This window comes from Ruegeria sp. BE9 (assembly GCF_056538765.1).
Map to the genome: position 1 here is coordinate 641,554 of NZ_JBQFTS010000001.1, position 23,656 is coordinate 665,209.

The 23,656-nt window shown below is 54.3% G+C and carries 23 protein-coding genes and 1 tRNA gene; 17 read left to right on the plus strand and 7 right to left on the minus strand.

Annotation, left to right across the window (positions count from 1 at the left end; all coding sequences use genetic code 11):
* Positions 1-82: 82 nt before the first annotated feature.
* From alaS to ACR0EO_RS03125, 3 genes are all read left to right on the plus strand, one after another.
* Positions 83-2,752, plus strand: a complete 2,670-nt coding sequence (gene alaS, locus ACR0EO_RS03115) for an alanine--tRNA ligase (protein ID WP_480686950.1) — start codon at positions 83-85, stop codon at positions 2,750-2,752.
* Between the two features lies 1 nt (position 2,753).
* A complete protein-coding gene (locus ACR0EO_RS03120; RefSeq protein ID WP_480686951.1) occupies positions 2,754-3,041 on the plus strand; it encodes a DUF1330 domain-containing protein in 288 nt (95 codons plus the stop codon).
* Positions 3,042-3,399: 358 nt separating this feature from the next.
* A complete protein-coding gene (locus ACR0EO_RS03125; protein ID WP_480686952.1) occupies positions 3,400-4,023 on the plus strand; it encodes a transglutaminase-like cysteine peptidase in 624 nt (207 codons plus the stop codon).
* Between the two features lie 134 nt (positions 4,024-4,157).
* Here the strand turns inward: ACR0EO_RS03125 and ACR0EO_RS03130 are convergent, their stop codons facing one another.
* From ACR0EO_RS03130 to ACR0EO_RS03155, 6 genes are all read right to left on the minus strand, one after another.
* Complete coding sequence (locus ACR0EO_RS03130; RefSeq protein WP_480686953.1) at positions 4,158-5,186, minus strand: hypothetical protein; 1,029 nt, start codon at positions 5,184-5,186, stop codon at positions 4,158-4,160.
* A gap of 460 nt (positions 5,187-5,646) precedes the next feature.
* Entirely contained in the window at positions 5,647-7,464 is a 1,818-nt protein-coding gene (gene typA, locus ACR0EO_RS03135; RefSeq protein ID WP_480686954.1) for a translational GTPase TypA, read from the minus strand.
* A gap of 77 nt (positions 7,465-7,541) precedes the next feature.
* Positions 7,542-7,877, minus strand: coding sequence for a DMT family transporter (locus ACR0EO_RS03140; protein ID WP_480686955.1), 336 nt, complete (start codon positions 7,875-7,877; stop codon positions 7,542-7,544).
* A 395-nt stretch (positions 7,878-8,272) separates the two neighbouring features.
* Complete coding sequence (locus tag ACR0EO_RS03145) at positions 8,273-9,430, minus strand: HD domain-containing protein (RefSeq protein ID WP_480686956.1); 1,158 nt, start codon at positions 9,428-9,430, stop codon at positions 8,273-8,275.
* Positions 9,427-9,672, minus strand: a complete 246-nt coding sequence (locus ACR0EO_RS03150; RefSeq protein ID WP_480686957.1) for a hypothetical protein — start codon at positions 9,670-9,672, stop codon at positions 9,427-9,429. The genes ACR0EO_RS03145 and ACR0EO_RS03150 overlap by 4 nt, the downstream gene beginning before the upstream one ends.
* Positions 9,672-10,325 (minus strand): alpha/beta hydrolase, encoded by a 654-nt coding sequence (locus tag ACR0EO_RS03155; RefSeq protein WP_170324952.1) that lies wholly within the window; start codon positions 10,323-10,325, stop codon positions 9,672-9,674. Before ACR0EO_RS03155 ends, ACR0EO_RS03150 begins: the two co-directional genes overlap by 1 nt.
* Positions 10,326-10,503: 178 nt before the next feature.
* Here ACR0EO_RS03155 and iscR point away from each other — a divergent pair, with 178 nt between their 5' ends.
* The 10 genes from iscR to ACR0EO_RS03205 all read left to right on the plus strand — a co-directional run bounded on the left by iscR (position 10,504) and on the right by ACR0EO_RS03205 (position 18,315).
* A complete protein-coding gene (gene iscR, locus ACR0EO_RS03160; protein WP_480686958.1) occupies positions 10,504-10,962 on the plus strand; it encodes a Fe-S cluster assembly transcriptional regulator IscR in 459 nt (152 codons plus the stop codon).
* Positions 10,963-11,022: 60 nt separating this feature from the next.
* The gene (locus ACR0EO_RS03165; protein ID WP_480686959.1) at positions 11,023-12,066 is read left to right on the plus strand and encodes a cysteine desulfurase family protein; all 1,044 of its coding nucleotides are present in this window, start codon (positions 11,023-11,025) and stop codon (positions 12,064-12,066) included.
* 18 nt (positions 12,067-12,084) lie between these two features.
* Positions 12,085-13,605, plus strand: coding sequence for a Fe-S cluster assembly protein SufB (gene sufB, locus ACR0EO_RS03170; protein ID WP_480686960.1), 1,521 nt, complete (start codon positions 12,085-12,087; stop codon positions 13,603-13,605).
* Positions 13,605-13,808, plus strand: a complete 204-nt coding sequence (locus tag ACR0EO_RS03175) for a hypothetical protein (protein ID WP_480686961.1) — start codon at positions 13,605-13,607, stop codon at positions 13,806-13,808. Before sufB ends, ACR0EO_RS03175 begins: the two co-directional genes overlap by 1 nt.
* A 46-nt stretch (positions 13,809-13,854) precedes the next feature.
* A complete protein-coding gene (gene sufC, locus ACR0EO_RS03180; RefSeq protein ID WP_480686962.1) occupies positions 13,855-14,610 on the plus strand; it encodes a Fe-S cluster assembly ATPase SufC in 756 nt (251 codons plus the stop codon).
* The gene (gene sufD / locus ACR0EO_RS03185) at positions 14,610-15,890 is read left to right on the plus strand and encodes a Fe-S cluster assembly protein SufD (RefSeq protein WP_480686963.1); all 1,281 of its coding nucleotides are present in this window, start codon (positions 14,610-14,612) and stop codon (positions 15,888-15,890) included. Before sufC ends, sufD begins: the two co-directional genes overlap by 1 nt.
* Entirely contained in the window at positions 15,890-16,375 is a 486-nt protein-coding gene (locus ACR0EO_RS03190; protein WP_480686964.1) for a YIP1 family protein, read from the plus strand. Before sufD ends, ACR0EO_RS03190 begins: the two co-directional genes overlap by 1 nt.
* The gene (locus tag ACR0EO_RS03195; RefSeq protein WP_480686965.1) at positions 16,372-16,938 is read left to right on the plus strand and encodes a YIP1 family protein; all 567 of its coding nucleotides are present in this window, start codon (positions 16,372-16,374) and stop codon (positions 16,936-16,938) included. The genes ACR0EO_RS03190 and ACR0EO_RS03195 overlap by 4 nt, the downstream gene beginning before the upstream one ends.
* A gap of 13 nt (positions 16,939-16,951) precedes the next feature.
* Positions 16,952-18,172, plus strand: a complete 1,221-nt coding sequence (locus ACR0EO_RS03200; protein ID WP_480686966.1) for a cysteine desulfurase — start codon at positions 16,952-16,954, stop codon at positions 18,170-18,172.
* Positions 18,173-18,238: 66 nt separating this feature from the next.
* Positions 18,239-18,315 (plus strand) — tRNA-Arg (locus tag ACR0EO_RS03205).
* A 128-nt stretch (positions 18,316-18,443) separates the two neighbouring features.
* Here the strand turns inward: ACR0EO_RS03205 and mepK are convergent.
* Positions 18,444-19,013: a peptidoglycan L,D-endopeptidase MepK gene (gene mepK / locus ACR0EO_RS03210; protein WP_480686967.1), complete on the minus strand. Its 570-nt coding sequence runs from the start codon at positions 19,011-19,013 to the stop codon at positions 18,444-18,446.
* Between the two features lie 353 nt (positions 19,014-19,366).
* Between mepK and ACR0EO_RS03215 the strand changes: the two genes are divergently transcribed.
* The 4 genes from ACR0EO_RS03215 to ACR0EO_RS03230 are packed head-to-tail and all read left to right on the plus strand — an operon-like array spanning position 19,367 to position 23,606.
* Positions 19,367-20,971: a L,D-transpeptidase family protein gene (locus tag ACR0EO_RS03215; protein ID WP_480686968.1), complete on the plus strand. Its 1,605-nt coding sequence runs from the start codon at positions 19,367-19,369 to the stop codon at positions 20,969-20,971.
* Positions 20,972-21,006: 35 nt separating this feature from the next.
* Positions 21,007-22,083, plus strand: coding sequence for a UDP-3-O-(3-hydroxymyristoyl)glucosamine N-acyltransferase (gene lpxD / locus ACR0EO_RS03220; RefSeq protein ID WP_480686969.1), 1,077 nt, complete (start codon positions 21,007-21,009; stop codon positions 22,081-22,083).
* A gap of 47 nt (positions 22,084-22,130) precedes the next feature.
* Entirely contained in the window at positions 22,131-22,388 is a 258-nt protein-coding gene (locus tag ACR0EO_RS03225; protein WP_170760709.1) for an acyl carrier protein, read from the plus strand.
* 9 nt (positions 22,389-22,397) lie between these two features.
* Positions 22,398-23,606 (plus strand): beta-ketoacyl-[acyl-carrier-protein] synthase family protein, encoded by a 1,209-nt coding sequence (locus ACR0EO_RS03230; protein ID WP_480686970.1) that lies wholly within the window; start codon positions 22,398-22,400, stop codon positions 23,604-23,606.
* Positions 23,607-23,656: the final 50 nt, after the last annotated feature.

Consider the following 23,656-nt stretch of genomic DNA (forward strand, 5'->3'; position numbering starts at 1 on the left):
ACGTCTCCAATGCTGTGGACTATCCTTAGGGACGGGGATAAACCCGTTTCGACAAAATATGATTGCGCGCTGAGAGAGCCTTATGCCAACGCTTAACGATATCCGATCGACCTTTCTGAACTACTTTGCCAAACAGGGGCATGAGGTGGTGGCATCCAGCCCTCTGGTTCCGCGGAATGACCCGACTCTGATGTTCGTGAACTCGGGTATGGTGCAGTTCAAGAACCTGTTTACCGGTGTGGAAACTCGGGATTATCAGCGGGCAACCACTGCGCAGAAATGTGTTCGCGCAGGGGGCAAGCACAACGATCTAGACAATGTTGGCTACACCGCGCGGCACCATACGTTCTTTGAAATGCTTGGGAACTTCTCATTCGGGAACTACTTTAAGAGTGAGGCTATCCCGTTCGCTTGGGAGCTGATCACCAAAGAGTTCGGCATCGACAAAAGCCGACTGCTGGCTACCGTCTATCACACTGATGACGAAGCTTTTGAGATCTGGAAAAAGGTTGGTGTGCCCGAAGACCGGATCATCCGTATCGCAACCAATGACAACTTCTGGCAAATGGGGCCAACCGGCCCATGCGGCCCGTGTACCGAGATTTTCTATGATCATGGGGATCACATCTGGGGCGGCCCTCCGGGTTCGGCGGATGAGGACGGCGATCGTTTCATCGAAATCTGGAACATCGTTTTCATGCAGAACGAACAGTTCGAGGACGGCTCCATGGTGGAGCTCGACATGCAGTCGATTGATACCGGCATGGGGCTGGAGAGGATTGGCGCGCTGCTGCAAGGTAGCCATGACAACTATGACACCGACCTGTTCAAAACGCTGATAGAGGCATCGGCCGACGTCACCGGTGTTGATCCTTATGGGGATCAGAACGTGCATCACCGTGTAATTGCAGATCACCTTCGGTCGACTTCTTTCCTTATTGCAGATGGCGTAATGCCCTCGAATGATGGGCGGGGCTATGTTCTACGTCGTATTATGCGCCGGGCTATGCGTCATGCTCACTTGTTGGGGGCGAAAGATCCGGTGATGCATCGCTTGGTGCCGACCCTGGTTCAGTTGATGGGCGCGCAATACTCTGAGTTGGGGCAAGCGCAGCCGTTGATCGAAGAAACGCTGTTGCTGGAAGAAACCCGCTTTAAGCAGACTCTGGATCGTGGTCTGAAGCTGCTTGACGATGAGGTGGCGGGCCTGAACGACGGCGCAGCCCTGCCGGGTGATGCGGCGTTCAAGCTTTACGACACTTATGGTTTCCCGCTGGACCTGACCCAGGATGCTTTGCGGGAAAAAGGTCTGACTGTAGACACTGATGGCTTTGATGCCGCGATGGCAGAACAAAAGGCCAAGGCGCGGGCCGCGTGGGCGGGTTCTGGTGAAGCTGCTGATCAGGCCGTTTGGTTCGATGTACTTGATACCGCCGGAGCCACCGATTTCCTCGGCTACGATACTGAAAAAGCCGAAGGTCAGGTCGCTGCGTTGATCGTAGATGGCGCCCAGGTCGACAAGATCGAAAAGGGTCAGAGCGGCTGGGTCGTTGTCAATCAGACACCATTCTACGGCGAGGCCGGTGGTCAGGTTGGGGACACGGGTGAAATTCGCCGTTTGGAACAGCGCGAAGATCTGTCTCGTGTTGAAGACACCAAGAAATTCGCCGACGGAAAGGTCTATGCGCACAAGGTCACCGTTGAACAGGGTGCCTTGACCAAAGGTGATGCTGTTGAGCTTGAAGTCGACCATGCCCGCCGTACCGCGATCCGTGCAAACCATTCGGCGACGCACTTGCTGCACGAGGCACTGCGAGAAACACTCGGTGATCACGTCGCTCAGCGAGGTTCGTTGAATGCGTCGGACCGGTTGCGATTTGACTTTAGCCACTCCAAGGCTCTTAGCGCCGACGAGATCCAAAAAGTCGAGCAAGAGGTGAATGAATTCATCCGGCAGAACTCATCCGTTGAAACGCGGATTATGACACCGGACGATGCTCGGGAACTTGGTGCTCAGGCCTTGTTTGGTGAGAAATACGGTGATGAAGTTCGTGTCGTATCCATGGGCAAGGCGCCAACTGGCAAGGGCCATGATGGTGAGACGTGGTCGATTGAGCTCTGTGGTGGCACCCACGTGCGTCAAACCGGCGATATCGGAACGTTTGTTGTGCTGGGAGATAGCGCCAGTAGCGCGGGTGTGCGCCGGATCGAAGCCCTGACAGGCAACGAAGCGTTCCGTCATTTGTCGGCGCAAGATCAACGCCTCAGTCAAATTGCAGCCGAATTGAAGGCTCAGCCAGATGACGTGGTCAGCCGCGTTAAGTCGCTGTTGGACGAGCGTAAATCGCTGCAAAATGAAGTGGCCCAACTACGCCGCGATCTGGCTATGGCAGGTGGCGCAGGGCAGGGCGGAACTGAGGCCCGTGAGGTGAATGGCGTTCCTTTCTTCGCTCAGGCGCTGACGGGCGTTTCCGGCAAAGACCTTCCCGCATTAATCGATGAACACAAAAGCCGCATGGGGTCTGGTGCTGTATTGCTGATCGCGGATGCAGGCGGAAAAGCCGCTGTCGCAGCGGGCGTAACATCTGACCTGACCGACAAGGTCTCGGCTGTCGACCTTGTGCGCGCTGCCGTAGTCGAGTTGGGCGGCAAAGGCGGCGGCGGACGCCCTGACATGGCTCAGGGCGGTGGTCGCGATGCGTCGAATTCCGAAGCGGCAATCAAAGCCGCAGAGCAAGTTCTGGGAGGATAAGATGGCTGCACTTTGGATTGCACACGTAACAGTGACCGATACAGAGGCATACGGAAAGTATGCAGAGCTAGCCGGGCCGGCAATCGCAAAACACGGCGGCGAATTCATTGCGCGTGCTGCGCGATATGTACAGCTTGAGGGTAAAGAGCGGCCGCGCAATGTTGTTGCTCGTTTCCCTTCGGTCGAAGCCGCAGTCGAGTGCTACAACTCTCCTGAATACCAGCAAGCATTAGACCACGCGCGCGGCGCGAGTGAGCGTGAATTGGTGGTTGTTGAGATCACCGAATAGGCGGTGTTTGGTGGTTCGTGATTGATCACCGGCCCACTGCGCGGATTTTAGCTTATCTCCAAACCAGGCAACATTCCTCGTTGCCTGGTTTTCACATTTTTGACCTGTTGCGTTGTTTTTCAGTGATTTACTAACGAATTCGAAAGTGACTTTGTACGATTCCACGCTAAGATTGTGTCTGAAAGCTCATATTTTTTGCGTGAAATGGTCAAATTGAGGAACGAATTTCCGCCTTTTTTCGCTTGCAAATTTGGTCTCGATTGCAGAAACGGCGCCGTCTATCGATATTTAACTTAATCGAAATACGGTCCCGGTTTGTCCGCAATCGCTCGGACGAACAAGAGATCGAGGAACAGGCATGAAATCTTTGAGCATTGAACTCAGAGTAGTTATGAAACGGCTTTCTGCCGCTTCTGGCCGTTTGATCGGGGCGTGCGCCGTGGCTTTGGCGCCTATCATGATCGGCCCTGGCGCTTCTGCGAGCGAAGGTAAGTTCATTCCCAGTGTCGCGGTTTCACCGCCTCCGGCAGGAGCTCGTCAACTATGTCGGCAATATAACTGGGCATGTTCAAGCAAAGTATCGGCCTCTCTTTCTGGCCGACAAGAAATGCAATTGATCAAGCGCATCAACCGTCGCGTAAACTCATCAATTCGATCGGTAACCGATCAGTCGCAGTATCGGACCAGTGAAAGGTGGGCATTGCCAACATCCCAAGGCGGTGACTGTGAGGACTTTGCTCTTCTCAAGAAAAGAGATCTGATCAGAGCGGGTGTAAATCCTAGCAAGCTTCTTATAGCTACGGTTCTTGACTCCAAACGGAATGCCCATGCCGTTTTGGTTTACCGATCTGCTAGCGGAGATCTCGTGCTGGACAACCTAACCAATCAGATCAAACCGTGGTCGGCGACTGAATATTTGTTTCTTAGAATGCAAAACCCGAGGAAGCCGAGTGGCTGGGTTGGGGTGTACGGAAAGAGCTAAATACAAATGCAGTTTTTGTCGGTATGAAGCGACGGCTACTAATTAGAAAAGGGCGAAGTCTACTTCGCCCTTTTGCTTTATCTGCGTAGCTCAGAACAGACAGAAACACCTGTTTGGCTGAGTTATTAGTCTAGTTAAAATATGCCGCCGACACCGGGGCCGTTAGCGTTGCCGCCGCCGCGACCACCGCCGTTACCTGCGCCGCCAGCATTTCCACCGGTGGCACCGTTTCCGTTACTGCCCCCGTTTCCGGAGCCGCCCCAGATTCCAGAGACGCCGCTCTGTCCGTTGTTGCTACCGCCGTTTCCGGTTCCCGGTCCAGAGCCGTTGTTGTTGCCACCACCGTTACCGGCGTTTCCAGCATTTCCGTTACCATTTCCGGGGCCGCCATTGTTGCCACCGTTGCCGGTACCGCCGCCACCGTTTCCAGAGTTTCCGCTCTGTCCGTTGTTGCTGCCGCCGTTTCCGGTTCCAGGTCCAGAGCCGTTGTTATTGCCGCCACCGTTGCCAGCGTTTCCGGCATTTCCGTTACCATTGCCGGGGCCGCCGTTGTTGCCGCCGTTGCCGTTACCGGTGTTACCGCCGCCGCCGTTGTTGCCGCCATTGCCGTTACCGGTGTTACCGCCGCCGCCGTTGTTGCCGCCATTGCCGTTACCGGTGTTGCCGCCGCCACCGTTGTTGCCGCCATTGCCGTCACCGGTGTTGCCGCCGCCACCGTTGTTGCCGCCATTGCCGTCGCCAGTGTTGCCGCCGCCACCGTTGTTGCCGCCATTGCCGTCACCGGTGTTGCCGCCGCCGTTATTTCCGCCGCCGCCGTTTCCGCCACCGTCGTTGTCGTTGCCACGACCGTCGCCATTACCACCACCGCCGTTATCATTACCGCCGCCGTCGTTATCATTACCGCCGCCGCCGTTGTTGTTACCGCCGCCGTTGTTGTTACTGCCGCCGTTGTTGTTACTGCCGCCGTTGTTGTTACTGCCGCCGTTATTATTGCCTCCATTGCTGGCTCCAGACCCGGAATCCCGGCCTTCACCATCGCGTTGGTTTGCAGCCGTTGATGCAGTTGGAAGGTCCGTTAGCACTGCTGCAAAAGCGGGACAGCTTTCTGCCGTTCGTGCCAAAATATCCTCAAAATCTGCGCGGCGCTGGATGTAGCGTAACATTCTGGTGTCCACGACCGTACAATCACACAAAGTCTCGGTTGAGACAGATTGCTTGGCCGTTTTGATGTTACATCTTTCAGCTTGAGCTGCACCTGCAGTGATCAATGGTAATGTTGCTGATATAAATACATAAGATAATAAACTGGATTTCACGCGCATGGCGCCACTCCTTCGAAACTCATTACACACACTTTGCACATACCTGTTGTGCCACACGTTTTAGGTACAACAATAGTGCCACACTTCAACCACAATTACACCCGTTTTGGGTCACATTTACAAGTGGTGATTGTCTGTGATGAGGCGTGAGAGAGCGCTTCCAGCTCAAAAAAACGCTTAAAAACAAAAGGCAAGCCCGCCGAAGTGGCGGGCTTGTTTACAGGGAATGTCCGGGCGTGGGATGCAAAATTGCCACGCCCGCAACATTGTTTCCATTATGTGAACTGTGCCACAGAAATCGTTAGGTAGATTTTGCCATACGTTTCCGTTCGTGAGGGTCGAGATACCGCTTACGCAACCGAACGGCATTTGGGGTCACTTCAACCAATTCGTCGTCGTCAATGTAAGCGATGGCCTCTTCCAGCGAAAACTGAACATGAGGGGTCAAACGGACTGCATCGTCGGATCCACTGGCGCGAACGTTGGTGAGTTTTTTGCCTTTTAGTGGGTTCACTTCCAGGTCGTTGTCGCGGGAATGCTCGCCAATTACCATGCCTTGGTAAACGTCAGCCTGCGGACCAACAAACATGCGGCCACGCTCTTCCAGATTCCACAGGGCATAGGCAACTGCCTGGCCGTTTTCCATCGAAATCAGAACACCAGCACGACGACCGGGAATCGGACCCTTATGAGGAGCCCAGCCGTGGAAAACGCGGTTCAGAACCCCGGTGCCGCGCGTATCGGTCAAGAACTCACCGTGATAGCCGATCAGGCCACGGGAAGGTACGTGCGCGATGATCCGGGTTTTGCCTACACCAGCCGGGCGCATTTCGGCCAATTCACCTTTGCGTGCGCCCGTAACTTTTTCGATCACAGCGCCCGAGAATTCATCATCCACATCGATGGTGACTTCTTCAATGGGTTCAAGGCGTTGGCCATCTTCCTCACGGAACAAAACCTGCGGACGCGAGATGCTGAGTTCAAAGCCTTCTCGACGCATGTTTTCGATCAGAACGCCCATCTGCAATTCACCGCGACCAGCAACCTCAAAGGCCTCACCACCGGGGGTGTCGCTGATACGGATGGCGACATTGGATTCCGCTTCTTTCATCAGGCGATCGCGGATCACGCGCGACTGTACCTTTTTGCCGTCACGACCAGCCAAAGGCGAATCGTTGATGCCGAAAGTAACGGTGATGGTTGGCGGGTCGATTGGCTGAGCGGGCAGGGCTTCGTCAACCTGCGGTGCGACCAGAGAGTCGGCCACAGTGGCTTTGCTCATCCCTGCGATGGTGACAATGTCACCGGCTTCGGCAACGTCGATGGGTTGCTGAGCCAGACCGCGGAAGGCCAGGATTTTCGAGGCACGAAAGTTTTCGATCAACGTGCCGTCACGGCTGAGCGCCTTGAGGCTGTCGCCTGCTTTTAGCGTGCCGCTTTCCACCCGTCCGGTAAGGATACGGCCGATGAACGGATCGCTGCCTAGTGTGGTAGCCAGCATGCGGAACGGCTCGTCTTTCTTGTCGGCCTGTTTGGGGGCAGGGACGTGATCGACGATTAGATCGAATAGGGCGGTCAGATCCTTGCGGGGGCCGTCCAGTTCCATATCTGCCCAGCCCGAACGGCCCGACGCATACATTGCCGGGAAGTCCAGCTGATCATCGTCTGCGCCGAGGTTGGCGAACAGGTCGAAGCATTCGTCCAGTGCGCGGTCAGGCTCGGCATCCGGTTTGTCGACTTTGTTCAACACTACGATCGGGCGCAGGCCCAAAGCCAGCGCTTTGGAGGTCACGAACTTGGTCTGCGGCATCGGACCTTCAGCGGCATCAACCAGCAGGACAACGCCGTCGACCATCGACAGAATGCGTTCGACCTCGCCACCGAAATCGGCGTGGCCGGGCGTATCGACGATGTTGATGCGCGTGCCTTTCCACTCAACACTGGTGGCCTTGGCAAGGATGGTGATCCCGCGCTCGCGCTCGAGATCGTTGCTGTCCATCGCACGCTCAGCGACGGCCTGATTTTCCCGGAACGCGCCGGATTGTTTGAGCAGCTCATCCACCAGGGTCGTTTTGCCGTGGTCCACGTGAGCGATGATTGCGATGTTGCGCAGGTCCATGAGAGGTCAGCCTTTGAACGGGAAGTTGCCGCGCGCATAACGCGACACGGCAGAATATACCAGCCCTAACCGCGCGCTCAGTGGCCAGCGGTCTTGGAAAACAGGTGAATGATCAAGATTCCGGCCAAAATCATGGTAAGGCCGATGACTGCGGGCCAGTCCAGTCTTTGTCCAAAAACAATATAGCCGATGATTGCGATTAGAAAGATACCGAGCCCCGACCAGATCGCGTAAACAATTCCGACGGGCATAAACCGCAACGTCAGGCCCAGTAGATAGAATGCGATCCCATAGCTCACCACCACGAGAACAGACGGCCAAAAACGGCTGAACTGCTGACTGGCTTGCAGTGCAGTCGTCCCAATGGTCTCTGCGACCACGGCCAACAGTAAAATCAAATAGGCTTTGGGCATGTGTTGTATCTCGTTGAGAGTTTTGAGTGGTTGAGCACAAAATGCTCTTTTTCGGCAAGAAAAATCGTGAGGGACAGACCCATTTTGTGCGCCTTAGCTCCAGAAACTCAGGGGTAACTAAGGTCAGGATAACCTTACTATTTTGCGCATATGTTTCGTGCTACAAAGTTATTGTTTTTTATAGATATTTGTTTGTGAGTTAAAAAGTGACGAGGTTTTCACTATCCGTCATCTTTGTTTCGGCAATGATTGTGGCGTTGGGGTGGCTTTCAGACGGGGGGGTCCGTCGACAATGACGAAGCCAGAATTGTTGAACGGTTAAAAAGTAATCAGGTTTAGACGCCAGCCGAAGCACGGGGGGAAAGAGGCCTTAGCGCCTCTTTTCTTTTTTTGAGTTACGCGCTGATTTCAGTTGCGAAGTACGCGGTGAGTTGGGGCTTTAGCCAATCCCACAATTCGGGCGCTCCACGCAGGATCGGCGTGCCAACACGCTGTTCGATCTGAGTAAAAGTGACGTCAAAGTCCACCCAGGATCCACCGCCAGTTTCCAGATTGCCGATGGGCGTTTGAAAGCGATCAATAGCTTTCGCAAATCGGGCATCGGAGCTTTCTGCCGCCTCAAACTCTTGCCACAAAGTAGTGAAGTAGGAGTTCTGAGCCTCAGGCAACATCCCAAAAAGCCTGGCCGCCGCCTCTTGTTCTTTGGCTTCTTGGGCTGCGTGGTCGACTTGCCCGTGGATCGGGTGATCTCCGGCATCTATCTCGACGATGTCGTGTAGCAGCAGCATCTTTAGAACTTTGCCAATGGAAACGTCCGGGCCTGCGTATTCTGAGAGAACCCAGGCGAACAGCATGATGTGCCATGAATGCTCCGCCGAGTTTTCGAACCGTTCGCCCGAAAGAAGGCGAGAGGCGCGGTACACAGATTTTAGTTGGTCCGTTTCGGCCAGAAACGCCAATCTTAGTGAGAATGGAGTGTCCGCAGGATCCTCACCGACCAGCAAGCTCTGGGCAGCCGCAAAAGCCTCAGGGAATTCAGTTTTCAAATAGGCCGCACGCCCGCCATCCATGTTGTTCTGAACGATGGCGCGATGTTCCGGGTTTGGATCATTCGCGCACAAAACCTGAAACATAGGCTGACAGCGGTCGAGGTATTTTGCGAATTTAGCGTCAGCAGTTTCGTCGGCTTCGAATTCCCTCCACAGCTCTAGAAAGCTAACAGACTGGTCTGCGGGCAAAAGTCCGAACAACTCGGCTGCAGCCGCTTGTTCAGCCTGCTCCAGAGCTTGCCAATCAGTATCCAGGTGGATGGGGTGATCGCCAACAACGATTTCAACCAGATCATGGAGCAACAGCATTTGAATGACACGATCAATGCAAACGCTGTCACCGGCCAATGGTTCCATTGTCAGGGCCCAAAGCGCCAGTTGCCAGCTGTGTTCAGCAGCATTTTCGGGCCGAGATTGATCAAGTAAGAAATTTGCGCGATCGACTGACTTCAGCCTGTCCGCGCGTTTCAGGAATTCGATTTGCGCGGACAGTCTTTCGGTCATTTCTTCTCTATCGCTTTCGTTTTTGAGCGGTGCTCAGATAGTCTTTTAATCACAAACTGACGTGCCTTGCGTTCCGACAGGCGCACACGGATTTCAGTCAGAAATGCTTCTTCCAGCGTCTGTGAGGACGCCCCCAGAAGTTCGCCTACTTCAACAAAGAAGCGGTCGTCTCCGGTTTCGTCCATCACTTTCATCGTGTCCTCAGCCAGTTTGGAGGCAAGGGTTGTGATGGTATCGGACATTAGCGCGTATTCTCTGTCAGGCGGCGTTTCACATAGTCACTGACGTCGGTGATCAGCGTGTCCATGTGACGATCCTGGAAGAAGTGATCGGCGCCTTCCACCTCGTTATGGGTGATGGTGATGCCTTTTTGCTCGTGCAGCTTGTTCACTAGCGAAGTGGTATCTGCCGGAGGCGCCACGCGGTCTGCCGAACCGTTAATGATCAGGCCTGAAGACGGGCAGGGCGCCAGGAACGAGAAGTCATACATGTTCGCTGGCGGGGATACGCTGATGAACCCAGTGATCTCGGGGCGGCGCATCAAAAGCTGCATGCCAATCCAAGCACCAAACGAGAAACCTGCGACCCAGCAGTGTTTCGAGTTGTTGTTCATTGACTGAAGGTAGTCCAACGCCGAAGCCGCATCGCTCAGCTCACCTACACCTTGGTCGTATTCGCCCTGACTGCGGCCCACGCCGCGGAAGTTAAAGCGCAACACGGTAAAGCCCATGTTGTAGAACGCATAGTGCAGGTTATAGACGACCTTGTTGTTCATGGTCCCGCCAAACTGTGGGTGCGGGTGCAGCACGATGGCGATCGGTGCGTCTTTTTCCTTTTGCGGGTGGTAACGGCCTTCCAGGCGGCCTTCTGGTCCGGGAAAAATCACCTCGGGCATGTGTGCTTTGGTCCTGTCTTTTTCTTCCGGGTGCCGGGATATACTTGACGGTTATCGTCGGGCACCTTAGAACGGTTCTAATTGTGTTGCTTTGAGCAAGTTGCTGCCTGTCGGAGATACGCACTGGCGGCGGCGGCGTCAATGTTTTCGCGCTAAACCTGCAAATAAGGGGCCAAAAATGAAGTTGTCGACCAAAGGTCGTTACGCGATGGTAGCATTGGCCGACATCGCCCTTCAGCCAACAGATAACTTGGTAACGCTTAGTGATATTTCTGAACGCCAGGATATCTCGTTGCCTTACCTTGAGCAGCTTTTCGTTAAGTTGCGGCGCGCAGAACTTGTCAGCTCAGTAAGAGGGCCAGGTGGTGGTTACCGTCTTGCACGTCCAGCGTCCGAGATCCGCGTGGTCGAGATTCTCGCAGCCGTGGACGAGACAGTGGACGCCTTGCAAAAGGGGGCTGGTGCTTCAGGAGCATCATCAGGTAGCCGGGCGCAATCTTTAACCAACCGGCTGTGGGAAAGCCTGAGTGCTCATGTCTACGTCTTTTTGCACCAGACACGTCTGTCGGACGTGATAAAGAATGATCTTGCGCCTTGCCCTGCGGTTCCAAGCCTCTTTTCCGTTGTGGATGAATGATCAAATGCCTTTGGAAATTTGCATCCATAAGGGCTTAAGTGTCGAGCAAAAGGTGAATCCATGACTCGTGTTTACCTGGATCACAATGCCACAACGCCTTTGAGGCCAGAGGCGCGGGAAGCAATGATCGCGGCAATGGATGTTTGCGGAAACCCATCCTCTGTTCATGCAGAAGGGCGTGCAGCAAAGGCTTTGGTCGAGCGTGCCCGTGCGCAAATCGCTGCCGCTTTTGGGGCGGATGGTGCTGATATCGTCTTCACGTCCGGTTCAACCGAGGGTGCTGCTCTGGCGCTTGCGGGCCGAGATCTGCATGGATCGGCGATTGAACATGATGCTGTAAGATCTTGGATTACTGAGGATTTGACGGCGGTTACGTCAGGTGCGGTTGAGGTCCCGAATCCAGAGAGTTCAACCCTGCAACTGGCTAATTCCGAAACCGGTGTCGTGCAGGCTCTGCCTCAGGGTCTTGCGGTAACCGATGCGACACAGGCGTTCGGCAAACTGCCTGTTGCGTTTAACTGGATGGACGTGGAAATGGCTCTGGTTTCCGCACACAAACTGGGCGGCCCCAAAGGCGTTGGCGCGGTTGTGATGAAACGCGGCACAGATTTGCCGGCGCAGATCAAGGGTGGTGGTCAGGAAATGGGTCGTCGCTCAGGTACGGAAAATGTCATTGGAATCGCGGGGTTCGGAGCCGCAGCAGAAGCGGCAGCGCGTGACTTGGCCAACGGCGTTTGGGAGCAAATTAAAGAATTTAGAAATATTCTAGAAAAGGCCCTTGAGGCCGGTTCTAAATCTACTATTTTTGTCGGGAAAGATCAGGAACGTTTGCCTAACACTCTGTGTTTCGCCACCCCCGGTTGGAAAGGGGAAACACAGGTCATGCAGATGGATTTGGCGGGCTTTGCTGTCAGTGCGGGTTCTGCCTGCTCCAGCGGTAAAGTTCGTGCCAGCGCGGTTTTGACTGCGATGGGATTTGATGAGGTAACTGCTGCAAGCGCAATCCGCGTGTCATTGGGACCTCTTACAACTGAAGAAGATGTGCTTCGTTTCGCCGAAACGTGGCTTGCAAAAGAAAGAAAACATCGCGCGCGCGCCGCGTGATCTGACGGAGTGAAGGAAATGGCCGCTTTGGACCAGACCCAAGTTAAAGAAGGCGTCGATCAGGAAACCGTGGATGCGGTGCGCGAGGTTGGTACCTACAAATACGGCTGGGACACCGATATCGAAATGGAGTACGCACCCAAGGGTGTGAACCCGGATATTGTCCGGCTGATCTCTGAGAAAAACGAAGAGCCCGAGTGGATGACCGAATGGCGTCTGTCAGCATTCGAGCGTTGGACCAAGATGGAAGAGCCGAAATGGGCGATGGTGCATTACCCGCCGATCGACTTTCAGGATCAGTATTACTACGCCCGCCCCAAGTCGATGGAAGAGAAACCTAAGTCTCTGGATGAGGTTGATCCCAAGCTTTTGGCTACTTACGAAAAGCTCGGCATCCCTTTGAAAGAACAGATGATCTTGGCTGGTGTTGAGGGTGCGGAAGATATGCCAGTGGAAGGCCGCAAGGTCGCGGTGGACGCGGTTTTTGACTCGGTGTCCGTGGGTACAACATTTAAGGATGAGTTGGCGAAACACGGTGTCATCTTCTGCTCCATTTCTGAGGCAATCAAAGACCACCCTGAGCTGGTTAAGAAATATCTAGGAACCGTGGTTCCAGTATCTGACAATTTCTACGCCACGCTGAACTCGGCCGTGTTCTCTGATGGGTCGTTCGTTTACATTCCGCCGGGCGTTCGCTGCCCAATGGAACTGAGCACATATTTCCGTATTAACGCGGAAAACACCGGCCAGTTCGAACGTACGTTGATCATTGCTGACAAGGGATCTTACGTATCGTATCTCGAAGGCTGTACGGCACCTCAGCGTGACACCGCGCAGCTGCACGCGGCTGTGGTTGAGATCATTGTCGAGGAAGATGCCGAGGTGAAATACTCGACCGTTCAGAACTGGTTCCCCGGGGATGAGAACGGCAAGGGCGGTATCTACAACTTTGTGACCAAACGCGCGGACTGTCGCGGCGACCGTTCTAAAGTGATGTGGACACAGGTTGAAACCGGGTCGGCTGTGACTTGGAAATATCCGTCCTGCATCCTGCGCGGTGATGAAAGCCAGGGTGAGTTCTACTCGATCGCCATTGCCAACAACTATCAGCAGGCCGACACCGGCACCAAGATGGTTCACTTGGGCAAAAACACCAAGTCGCGCATCGTTTCTAAAGGCATCAGTGCGGGTAAGGCGCAGAACACATATCGTGGTCTGGTCTCAATGCACCCGAAAGCCAAGGAAAGCCGGAACTACACACAGTGCGATAGCTTGCTTATTGGTGACAAATGCGGCGCGCATACGGTTCCGTACATCGAAGTCAAAAACAACTCTTCTCGCGTGGAACACGAAGCGACGACCTCCAAGGTAGACGACGATCAGCTGTTTTACTGCCGTCAGCGCGGCATGGACGAGGAAGAGGCGGTGGCGTTGGTCGTCAATGGGTTCTGTAAGGACGTGCTGCAGGCGTTGCCAATGGAATTCGCCATGGAAGCTCAGCAACTCGTGGCCATCTCACTGGAAGGCTCTGTCGGTTGATGGCTCGAACACCCCGGAATCGCATCCAAAAGGGTGATGTGCTTACCTGGCTTGGGTATGCGTTGCCGGTTCTGGGCGGCCTGCTTGGCGTCGCTTACGTCAACATCAACCATATGTCATTCATCAACCCGGTCTGGGCGGTTGGCATTGGGGCAATCCTTGGTTGGATTGCCGCGCGCCTGATCCGCAAAATTCTGGGATAAAATTATCGGGGCCAGACGCCCCTTGCGATACGCAAAAGGACAAAACATGCTGGAAATCAAGAACCTGCACGTGCAACTTGAAGAAGAAGATAAGCAGATCCTGAAGGGTGTGGACCTGACGGTTGAGGCTGGCAAGGTGCATGCGATCATGGGGCCAAACGGTTCTGGTAAGTCGACGCTCAGCTACGTCCTGTCTGGACGTGACGGATATGAAGTGACCGAAGGCTCGGCCACGCTGGATGGTGAAGATCTGCTGGAGATGGAGCCGGAAGAGCGTGCTGCGGCTGGTGTCTTTCTGGCTTTCCAATACCCGGTGGAAATCCCGGGCGTTGGCAACATGACCTTCCTACGCACTGCAGTAAACGCACAGCGCAAAGCGCGCGGACAAGAAGAATTGTCTGCAGCCGAATTCCTGAAGGTCGTGCGCGAAAAAGCCAAGTCGCTGAAGATCGACGCCGACATGCTAAAGCGTCCCGTAAACGTTGGGTTCTCGGGCGGTGAGAAGAAGCGTAACGAAATCCTGCAGATGGCGATGCTGGAACCCAAGATGTGCATCTTGGACGAAACAGACTCGGGCCTCGATGTAGATGCGATGAAACTGGTTTCCGAAGGCGTAAATGCGCTGCGGGACGAGGGCCGGGGCTTCTTGGTTATCACCCACTATCAGCGCCTGCTGGACCACATCAAACCCGATGTCGTCCACATCATGGCGAATGGCCGTATCGTTAAATCTGGCGGCCCTGAGTTGGCTCTGGAAGTTGAACATAACGGTTATGCTGACATTCTGGCCGAGGTGAACTAATGGCTTTGCCTGAGTTGAAACAAACCGCAACCGAGGCACGGCTGTCCAATTTGGTCATGCCAGACGCCGGCTGCACTCGTGCGGCACGTGAAGACGCGCTGGCCCGTGTGCAAGAGATGGGTCTGCCGGGGCGGCGCGACGAGTATTGGAAATACACACGTCCCGAAACTCTGATTTCTCCCGAAGCTCCGGCCGCTGCAGTGTTCAAATCGGATGAACCTTTGCTGTTCAACGATTTGGACCGTCTGAAAATCGTGTTTATCGATGGTGTGTTCAGCCCCGAAGAATCCGACGATCTGGCGTTGGAAGGCGTAAGCATCGACCGGATTGAAGATATTTGCTGCAAGGATATCCACTGGGCGAAAGAGCTCTACGGTGTTCTTGAAGCTCGGGGCCAATCGCCTGTACCACGACCTCTGGCTGCGCTGAACACGGCCTTTGCAGCTGACGGTGTCGCGATTCACGTGACTGGCAAACCATCCAAGCCGATCAGCCTGATCTATCGCCACGAGTCAGAAACTTCAGACGCGATGCTTCACCACATCGTACGTGTTGAAAGCGGCGCCGAGGTCACCATTCTGGAAAACGGCCCGGCAGCATCACGCTTTAATAAGTGTATGGAGATCGACATCGCTGATGGCGGTGCTTTGCATCACGTACGCGCTCAGGGCAGGGATCACGAGCGCCGTGCTGCAACACACATGTTCACGCGTCTGGGCCAGGAATCTGTCTATAAGTCGTTTACACTAACTGTGAACGGCGTGCTGACCCGCAACGAGCAGGTGGTTGAGCTGACCGGAGATGACGCGGTTGCGCACGTAGCGGGTGCATGCGTCGGCGATGGTGATTTTCACCACGATGACACTGTGTTCATTACTCATGATGCTGTGAACTGCGAAAGCCGCCAGGTGTTCAAAAAGGTTCTGCGCAATGGAGCCACCGGCGTTTTCCAAGGCAAGATTCTTGTGAAGGAGGGCGCGCAGAAAACTGACGGTTATCAGATCAGCCAATCGCTGCTTCTGGACGATGACAGCCAGTTCCTCGCCAAACCCGAACTCGAGATTTATGCCGACGATGTGGCATGTTCACATGGTTCGACTTCAGGGGCGATCGACGAGACGGCTTTGTTCTACCTTCGCTCGCGCGGAGTTCCAGTCAAGGACGCCACCAACATGCTGACGCTGGCTTTCTTGGCTGAGGCCGTTGATGAAATCGAGGATGAGGCACTGGCCGAAGCAATGGTGGCCCGCCTCGAAGGCTGGCTTTCGCGGCACAGCTGATGCCTGTTACCTCGGATATCGTGGCCACATATCGAGGGCCGGGTCGCGTCGTGCGCCGGCTTCTTGATATGGGGCAACGAGAAGATCGGGCTCTTATCTTCGTGATGGGTTTTTGCGTGGTGGCGTTTATCGCGCGACTACCTGGCCTTTCGCGGCAGGCCCACTTGGAGGGACTGGAGCTTAATATGTTGATGGGCGGTGCTCTGCTGGGCACCGTCATCATCCTTCCATTGTTGTTCTACGTCTTGGCGTTCCTCTCCTACGGAATTGCACGCCTGTTCGGCGGACGTGGTTCGGCGTATGGAGCACGAATTGCGTTGTTCTGGGCGCTATTGTCATCGACCCCGTTACTTTTGCTGAATGGTCTCGTTGCTGGCTTTATTGGTCCGGGTCCCGTTCTGACCGGGGTTGGGGCTTTGTGGCTGATTATCTTTCTTTGGTTCTGGCTGACTGGCCTCGTTCAAGCGCAGAGGCAGGTCGAATGAATTTTGTGACTGTTGCCAACCTGGCGGTGCTTACCTTAACCCATCCGACGAATGCGGCACGTCAATTGCTGTCAATTCGGCCGGGGCGCGAAGCCCTTTGGTTAGCTTTCTTCCTTGCGGTGGTCCTGAATTCTTTGGTTCAGGTTGGAATCGACAACCTTGTTCCAGTTCCGGATGGCGCAACTCCGCCTTTGCCCGATCCAATTTTTCTGAACCTGATCCGTTCGACAGCACTTATGTTTCTGACGGTTTTAGCGTTCCTGTTCGTTGGCCGCTTTTTGGGAGGGGTTGGCACGTTTGAAGGCATAATGATCCTTACAATATGGCTTCAGTACCTTCAGATTACGATCTTTGCACTGACATTGATCGTAATGCTCGTGCTTCCGTTTCTTTGGGCTGTCTTCATGATGGCTACAATTGTTTTGAGCCTTTACGTCACGCTCCATTTCCTAAAAGAAGCGCACAAGTTCGGGTCGCTCTGGCGGTCATTTGGGGTCATCCTGTTGTCCGGGATTGTCGCAATGCCATTTGTCCTCATGTTGGCGCCGGTTGGCCCCGTATAGGGAAAAGAAGACTATGTATGATGTGCAAAAAATCCGCTCGGATTTCCCGATCCTTTCGCGAGAGGTTAACGGAAAACCGCTGACTTATCTCGATAACGGAGCTTCTGCGCAGAAGCCCCAGGTCGTTATCGATGCAGTGACTCGCGCCTACGCCGAAGAGTATTCAAACGTGCATCGTGGACTGCACTACTTGTCCAACTTGGCGACCGAGAAATATGAGGCCGTGCGCGGAACAATTGCCCGTTTTCTTGGTGCGGCGAATGAAGATGAGATTGTTCTGAACTCGGGTACGACCGAAGGCATCAACCTTGTCGCCTACGGCTGGGCAATGCCCCGCCTTCAAGCGGGCGATGAAATAGTGCTTAGTGTGATGGAGCATCACGCAAACATCGTGCCCTGGCATTTCCTGCGCGAGCGTCAGGGAGTTGTTCTTAAGTGGGTCGATGTGGACGCAGATGGTGGGCTGGACCCTCAGGCTGTGATTGACGCCATCGGACCAAAGACCAAATTGGTCGCGGTTACACAGTGTTCGAATGTTCTGGGTACAGTGGTCGATGTGAAGACGATCACCGAAGGTGCTCACGCAAAAGGTGTTCCTGTGTTGGTTGATGGCAGTCAGGGCGCTGTGCACATGCCGGTAAACGTTCAGGAAATCGGTTGTGATTTCTACGCGATCACCGGACACAAGCTTTATGGCCCGTCTGGGTCGGGCGCGATCTATATTAAATCCGAACGTATGGCCGAGATGCGCCCCTTTATTGGCGGCGGAGACATGATCAAGGAGGTCAGCAAGGATAACGTGACCTACAATGATCCGCCTATGAAGTTCGAAGCTGGAACCCCCGGTATTGTTCAGACCATCGGCCTTGGGGTCGCGCTGGACTACATGATGGATTTAGGCATGGAGAATATCGCAGCCCACGAGGCCGGCATCCGAGACTATGCGATGCAGCGCTTGACCGGTTTGAATTGGCTGCAGGTTCAGGGCACACAAAAAGACAAGGCCGCAATTTTCAGCTTCACGCTGGACGGCGCTGGTCATGCGCACGATGTTTCGACGATTCTGGACAAAAAAGGTGTTGCTGTACGTGCGGGGCATCATTGTGCAGGGCCGCTCATGGATTTCTACGGCGTTACGGCAACCTGCCGCGCCAGCTTTGGTCTCTATAACACCAAGGAAGAGGTCGACACGCTAATCGATGCGCTGGAACTGGCGCATGATTTGTTTGCGTGAAACCTGAGTGATCCGGGTAGATTTCCAGTTGCGCCCGGATCAGATCAAGGATAGCTAACGGCCAAGGCACCTGTAGCTCAGCTGGATAGAGCGCTGCCCTCCGAAGGCAGAGGCCAGAGGTTCGAATCCTCTCAGGTGCGCCATATTTCTTTACAATTTACCGAAACTGATTGGCCTTTGTTCCTCAATGGTTTTGGGGCGAATTCCAAATCAGCTCAAAAAACAAAGAGCGCCCAAAGGCGCCCGTTGTTTGCTTACATTCTGCGGGGGATTATCCGCCCCATGAACGAACTTCACCGCAATCCATGTGGACGAAGTTTGAACGGGAGTATTTTCCTACTCCGCCAGCGCGACAGGATATCGCCGCTTTGGCCATCTGGGACACGGACCTCGAAGACAGTCGTAGATCCGCCGCCTGGCCTTTCATGTGAAGCGAGTTCTTTGCAACTCGGCGCGACCGTGAACGCAGCATCGCGTTTGTTTGTGGCGAACGGTATCCAGACAGCAGCATGTACGGTTCATTGACGTCCAGCAGGTTATGAGAGGCCGCCATGATGTCGATGGTGCGCAGGTCCATGGTTTTGACTTGGTCTGTACGCCAGTCACGCATGAAGTGGTTCACTTCTTTGACCGCGTCCTTGATGTACTTACCGTCGACCCAATAGATCATGTCTATTCGCTCACCCGTACGACCGGAGTACATACGGATGCGACGAATGTCTCCGCCACCGCGAAGAAATCCTGCTGCATTGGAATAAGTCGGAGCTGCTACGACGGCCGTTGCTGCGAATGCGCCCAATAGGGCACGCCGGGTCAAGCCCGATGTGGTGCTCTTGGTCATTTTAGTTTCGTCCCGTACTGTTCCTGCCTGCGCACGATGTTACGCGCGCGTTCTTAATTTTTTTCCCATCCCAGATGCGGTTTTTATGACACAGGTGCAAAAGCCAGCCAAGAAGTCTTTCGGATTCATGTTTTCAAGGGGGAATTTTCGGCAGATTTTTGCGCAGGTGATGTAAATATGTATAATTGTGAGGCAATTAAGGTTCGGCCCGATTTGGCCGATGCAAACAAGCATCACGCGGTGATAGAAGCGCGGCACTGATACATTTGTGAATAGACATACTGCGTGGTGCAATCTCATAGTTATCGACGCAATCCTTGCGACGTAAGTTTTTGAATATTCAAGGCCATCCCATGCTATCTGTTCTTCGAACGCGTACCAGTACCATTGTTACCGCCTGCTTCTTGGCCTCGGCAGCCCTAGCTGGCCCCGAATCCCAAGCTCCGACGGCGTTTCAAATGGCTGTGGCGGAGTTTGCTCCCTCAGGTTCAGGAATTGCCGAGTTCTACAGAAACAATGGATTCGTGCCTGTTTGGGTTGGGGAAACTCCTGAGCATGCACAGCGGCGCACCAAGCTGATCAAGGCGCTTTCGTCTGCGCATATGCATGGTTTGCCTGGCGGTTCGTTCAACGTTCAGGGCTTGATAGAGCAAATGCAAAACGCGCGGACGATCCGCGATCTTGGTGAAATTGAAATCAAGCTGACTCGCGCTTTTGTCGAATACGCCCGAAACCTGAACTCTGGTGCGTTGCGCCCTTCAGATATTGATGATGGCCTGGTGCGAAACGTGGAACGCAAATCCGCCAATGCTCACCTGCAAGGGCTTTTTACATCTGAAGACGGTGCATACATTGATCAGTTGGCTCCGCAAACGATCCAGTACAAAGCGTTGATGAAGCAAAAAATCGCGCTGGAGCATTTGGTAAGCCAGGGTGGCTGGGGCGCGACCGTTCCCGTTTCAAAACTGGAATATGGTGACAGCGGTCCAAGTGTAATTAAGCTTCGCAACAGATTGGTTTCATTAGGTTACCTTCAACCCACAGCTAATCCTGACTTCGACGACGCGGTATTGGCAGCGGTTCAAGAATTTCAGACAGATCATGGTCTGGCCGCAGACGGAGTGGCTGGTCAAGGTACGATAGCAGAGCTGAACCGGAGTGCGTCAGACCGGCTTAAATCTGTCTATGTTGCGTTAGAGCGTGAACGTTGGTTGCCACGTGAGCGGGGCGAGCGTCATATTCTGGTCAATCAAGCGGACTTCTCAGCCAAGATTGTCGACGACGGTCTAGTAACGTTCGAAACTCGGGCAGTGATCGGCAAGAACACTCACGACCGGCGCAGCCCAGAATTCTCGGACGAGATGGAGCATATGGTCATCAACCCGAGTTGGTATGTACCTCGCTCGATCATCACCAAAGAGTATCTTCCGAAACTGCAATCCAACCCCAATGCGGTTGGCCACATTCAGATCACTGATCGTAGCGGTCGGCAGGTTAATCGTGGAGCAGTGGACTTCTCCAAATTCAACGCTCGCAACTTCCCATTTGCGATGCGTCAGCCACCAAGCAAGAGCAACGCCTTGGGCTTGGTGAAGTTCATGTTCCCGAACAAGCACAACATCTATCTCCATGATACGCCTCAGAAATCTCTGTTCGCCCGAGAGGTGCGTGCATTCTCGCATGGATGTATCCGCTTGGCGCAGCCATTTGAATTTGCCTATGCTCTGTTGGCCAAGCAGGAGGAAGACCCTAAGGCGTTCTTCCACCGCGTTCTGAACACAGGCAAAGAGACAACGGTGAAGCTGGACCAAAAAGTGCCGGTGCACCTGATCTATCGCACTGCCTATATTGGTCCGAAAGGTGAGGTTCAGTACCGCCGGGATGTTTATGATCGTGATCGCAAGATCTGGGAAGCTCTGCAAAAAGCAGGGGTAGCCCTGCCGGACGTTCAGGGGTAATCACCGGGGCAGGTCGTCAATCCGGGAAGCCCGCCATGCAGTACACCATTCAGCAAATCGCCGAAGCACTCGGGGCCGAGAGCTCTGGCGACAAGGATTTGATCATCGAGCGCGCAGCAGAACCTGCTGATGCCGGTGCGTCCGATTTGGCGATGGCGATGTCTCCGAAATACGCTGAGGCGCTGAGTGCAGGCGCGGCGCGGGCCGCTGTTCTCTGGGAAGGCGCTGATTGGCAGTCGCTAGGTTTGCAAGCTGCTATTTTTGTTCCCAGACCACGAATGGCAATGGCTGGAATCACGGCCATGCTGGACCGCGGGCAGGGCGTTGTACCGGGCATTCATCCTTCTGCTGTGATTGATCCAACTGCAGAAGTGGCCGATGACGCTTCCATCGGGCCATTGACGGTGATCGGCGCGCGTGTGCGTATCGGCAAAGGAGCGATTATCGGCCCGCATTGTGTGATCGGTGTTGATGCTGTGCTGGGTGAGAATGCCACGTTGCGCGAGATGGTCAGCATCGGTGCACGCGCTCAAATTGGCGACCGTTTCATCGCACAACCAGGTGCCCGTATTGGTGCCGATGGTTTTAGCTTTGTTACCCCCGAGGTTTCAGGCGCGGAAAACGCACGAAAAACCATGGGAGACCAGGGGGATGCACGTGCGCAGAGTTGGCTGCGTATTCATTCTCTCGGTGCTGTCGAAATTGGAGATGATGTAGAGGTCGGCGCTAACTGCACGATCGACAATGGCACTATTCGCAATACGCGTATCGGGAATGGTTCGAAACTGGATAATCTTGTTCATGTTGGGCACAACACCCGCGTTGGACAAGACTGTTTGCTATGTGGCCAAACTGGTGTTTCCGGCTCAGTGGAAATCGGTAACAATGTTGTATTGGGTGGCCAAACCGGTGTGGCCGACAATATTTTTATTGGTGACGGCGTAATCGCGGGTGGCGGCACTAAGATCTTGTCAAATGTGCCTGCCGGGCGTGTGATTATGGGCTATCCAGCCGTCAAGATGGAAACCAACACGGATATTTATAAAGCCCAACGCCGGTTGCCCCGTATGGCTCGTGACGTAGAGGCGCTGAAAAAGGCTGTTTTCAAATAGCCTCTGAGTGATTAAATCATCCTCAACGTGATAATCAGAGGATCGACATGAGCATCACCGACCGCGTCATCGCCATCATCGCCGAGCAGGCCGTGTTGGAGCCTTCGGATGTGACGCCCGAAAGTACGCTCGAGGATCTTGGGATCGACAGCCTTGGCCTTGTCGAGAGCATTTTTGCCATCGAAGAAGAGTTCGATATCTCGGTGCCGTTTAACGCGAACGAGCCAACGGCTAGCGACTTCGATATTTCGAATGTTGCGGCCATCATCGCGGGCATCGAAAAACTTGTGTCGGAAAAGGTCTGACATAAGACTATGAAACGCGTTGTCATTACTGGTGCCGGGACGATCAATTCGCTGGGCCATTCCGTACCCGATACGCTTGAAGCCATGCGCGAGGGCCGGTGTGGTATCTCAGAGCTTGAGTTTCGGGATGTAGATCGTCTTGCGATCAAGATCGGCGGCCAGGTTCGCGGTTTTGAGGCAGAGGGACGTTTTAATCGCCAACAGATGACTCTGTATGACCGGTTTACTCAGTTCACCTTAACAGCTGCCAAAGAAGCTATAGAGCAGTCTGGAATCGAGTTTCACGGCGAGCTCGCTGCACGTTCGGGCGTTGTTTTGGGGACTGCAGGTGGTGGCGTATCGACTTGGGACGACAACTATCGCTCGGTCTACGAGGACGGCAAGAACCGCGTCCACCCGTTTGTCGTTCCTAAGCTGATGAACAATGCTGCCGCAAGCCATGTTTCGATGGAACACAACCTCAAAGGTCCAAGTTTCACTGTTTCAACAGCTTGTGCCTCTTCCAACCATGCAATGGCTCAGGCGTTTCAAATGGTCCGCAGCGGTGCAGCCCCCGCCATGATTACCGGCGGTTCGGAATCCATGCTGTGCTTTGGTGGGGTGAAGGCCTGGGAAGGTCTTCGGGTAATGTCCAAAGATGCGTGCCGCCCATTTAGTGCCAACCGTAATGGAATGGTTCAGGGTGAAGGGGCGGGTGTATTCGTGTTTGAAGAATATGAGAACGCGAAAGCACGCGGCGCTGACATCTTGTGTGAGGTCGTAGGGTTTGCAATGTCCTCGGATGCTTCGGACATCGTAATGCCCAGTAAACAAGGCGCTGCCAGAGCAATGGCCGGAGCGTTGTCGGACGCTCGTCTGAATGCAGACCAGGTGGGCTACATCAACGCTCATGGCACCGGAACAGCAGCCAATGACAAAACGGAATGCGCGGCGGTAGCTGATGTTTTTGGTCCGCACGCTGACGACCTGATGATTTCGTCAACCAAATCTATGCACGGTCATTTGATTGGCGGCACTGGAGCCGTTGAACTCCTGGCTTGTATCATGGCTCTGCGCGATGGGGTGGTTGCACCCACGATCGGTTACGAAGAACCTGATCCGGAATGTGCGTTGGATGTTGTGCCGAACGATGCGCGTGATGCGAAAGTGGATGTGGCTCTTAGTAACGCTTTTGCGTTTGGTGGCCTGAATGCAGTTCTCGCCCTGAAACGCGTGTAGGTCCGAAACAATCAAACAAAAAAACGCCGCCAAAAGCTCTGGCGGCGTTT

Coding starts and splice junctions, on each gene's coding strand:
- alaS (WP_480686950.1), top strand. CDS start 83: ATGCCAACGCTTAACGATATCCGATCGACCTTTCTGAACTACTTTGCC.
- ACR0EO_RS03120 (WP_480686951.1), top strand. CDS start 2,754: ATGGCTGCACTTTGGATTGCACACGTAACAGTGACCGATACAGAGGCA.
- ACR0EO_RS03125 (WP_480686952.1), top strand. CDS start 3,400: ATGAAATCTTTGAGCATTGAACTCAGAGTAGTTATGAAACGGCTTTCT.
- ACR0EO_RS03130 (WP_480686953.1), bottom strand. CDS start 5,186: ATGTTACGCTACATCCAGCGCCGCGCAGATTTTGAGGATATTTTGGCA.
- typA (WP_480686954.1), bottom strand. CDS start 7,464: ATGGACCTGCGCAACATCGCAATCATCGCTCACGTGGACCACGGCAAA.
- ACR0EO_RS03140 (WP_480686955.1), bottom strand. CDS start 7,877: ATGCCCAAAGCCTATTTGATTTTACTGTTGGCCGTGGTCGCAGAGACC.
- ACR0EO_RS03145 (WP_480686956.1), bottom strand. CDS start 9,430: ATGACCGAAAGACTGTCCGCGCAAATCGAATTCCTGAAACGCGCGGAC.
- ACR0EO_RS03150 (WP_480686957.1), bottom strand. CDS start 9,672: ATGTCCGATACCATCACAACCCTTGCCTCCAAACTGGCTGAGGACACG.
- ACR0EO_RS03155 (WP_170324952.1), bottom strand. CDS start 10,325: ATGCCCGAGGTGATTTTTCCCGGACCAGAAGGCCGCCTGGAAGGCCGT.
- iscR (WP_480686958.1), top strand. CDS start 10,504: ATGAAGTTGTCGACCAAAGGTCGTTACGCGATGGTAGCATTGGCCGAC.
- ACR0EO_RS03165 (WP_480686959.1), top strand. CDS start 11,023: ATGACTCGTGTTTACCTGGATCACAATGCCACAACGCCTTTGAGGCCA.
- sufB (WP_480686960.1), top strand. CDS start 12,085: ATGGCCGCTTTGGACCAGACCCAAGTTAAAGAAGGCGTCGATCAGGAA.
- ACR0EO_RS03175 (WP_480686961.1), top strand. CDS start 13,605: ATGGCTCGAACACCCCGGAATCGCATCCAAAAGGGTGATGTGCTTACC.
- sufC (WP_480686962.1), top strand. CDS start 13,855: ATGCTGGAAATCAAGAACCTGCACGTGCAACTTGAAGAAGAAGATAAG.
- sufD (WP_480686963.1), top strand. CDS start 14,610: ATGGCTTTGCCTGAGTTGAAACAAACCGCAACCGAGGCACGGCTGTCC.
- ACR0EO_RS03190 (WP_480686964.1), top strand. CDS start 15,890: ATGCCTGTTACCTCGGATATCGTGGCCACATATCGAGGGCCGGGTCGC.
- ACR0EO_RS03195 (WP_480686965.1), top strand. CDS start 16,372: ATGAATTTTGTGACTGTTGCCAACCTGGCGGTGCTTACCTTAACCCAT.
- ACR0EO_RS03200 (WP_480686966.1), top strand. CDS start 16,952: ATGTATGATGTGCAAAAAATCCGCTCGGATTTCCCGATCCTTTCGCGA.
- mepK (WP_480686967.1), bottom strand. CDS start 19,013: ATGACCAAGAGCACCACATCGGGCTTGACCCGGCGTGCCCTATTGGGC.
- ACR0EO_RS03215 (WP_480686968.1), top strand. CDS start 19,367: ATGCTATCTGTTCTTCGAACGCGTACCAGTACCATTGTTACCGCCTGC.
- lpxD (WP_480686969.1), top strand. CDS start 21,007: ATGCAGTACACCATTCAGCAAATCGCCGAAGCACTCGGGGCCGAGAGC.
- ACR0EO_RS03225 (WP_170760709.1), top strand. CDS start 22,131: ATGAGCATCACCGACCGCGTCATCGCCATCATCGCCGAGCAGGCCGTG.
- ACR0EO_RS03230 (WP_480686970.1), top strand. CDS start 22,398: ATGAAACGCGTTGTCATTACTGGTGCCGGGACGATCAATTCGCTGGGC.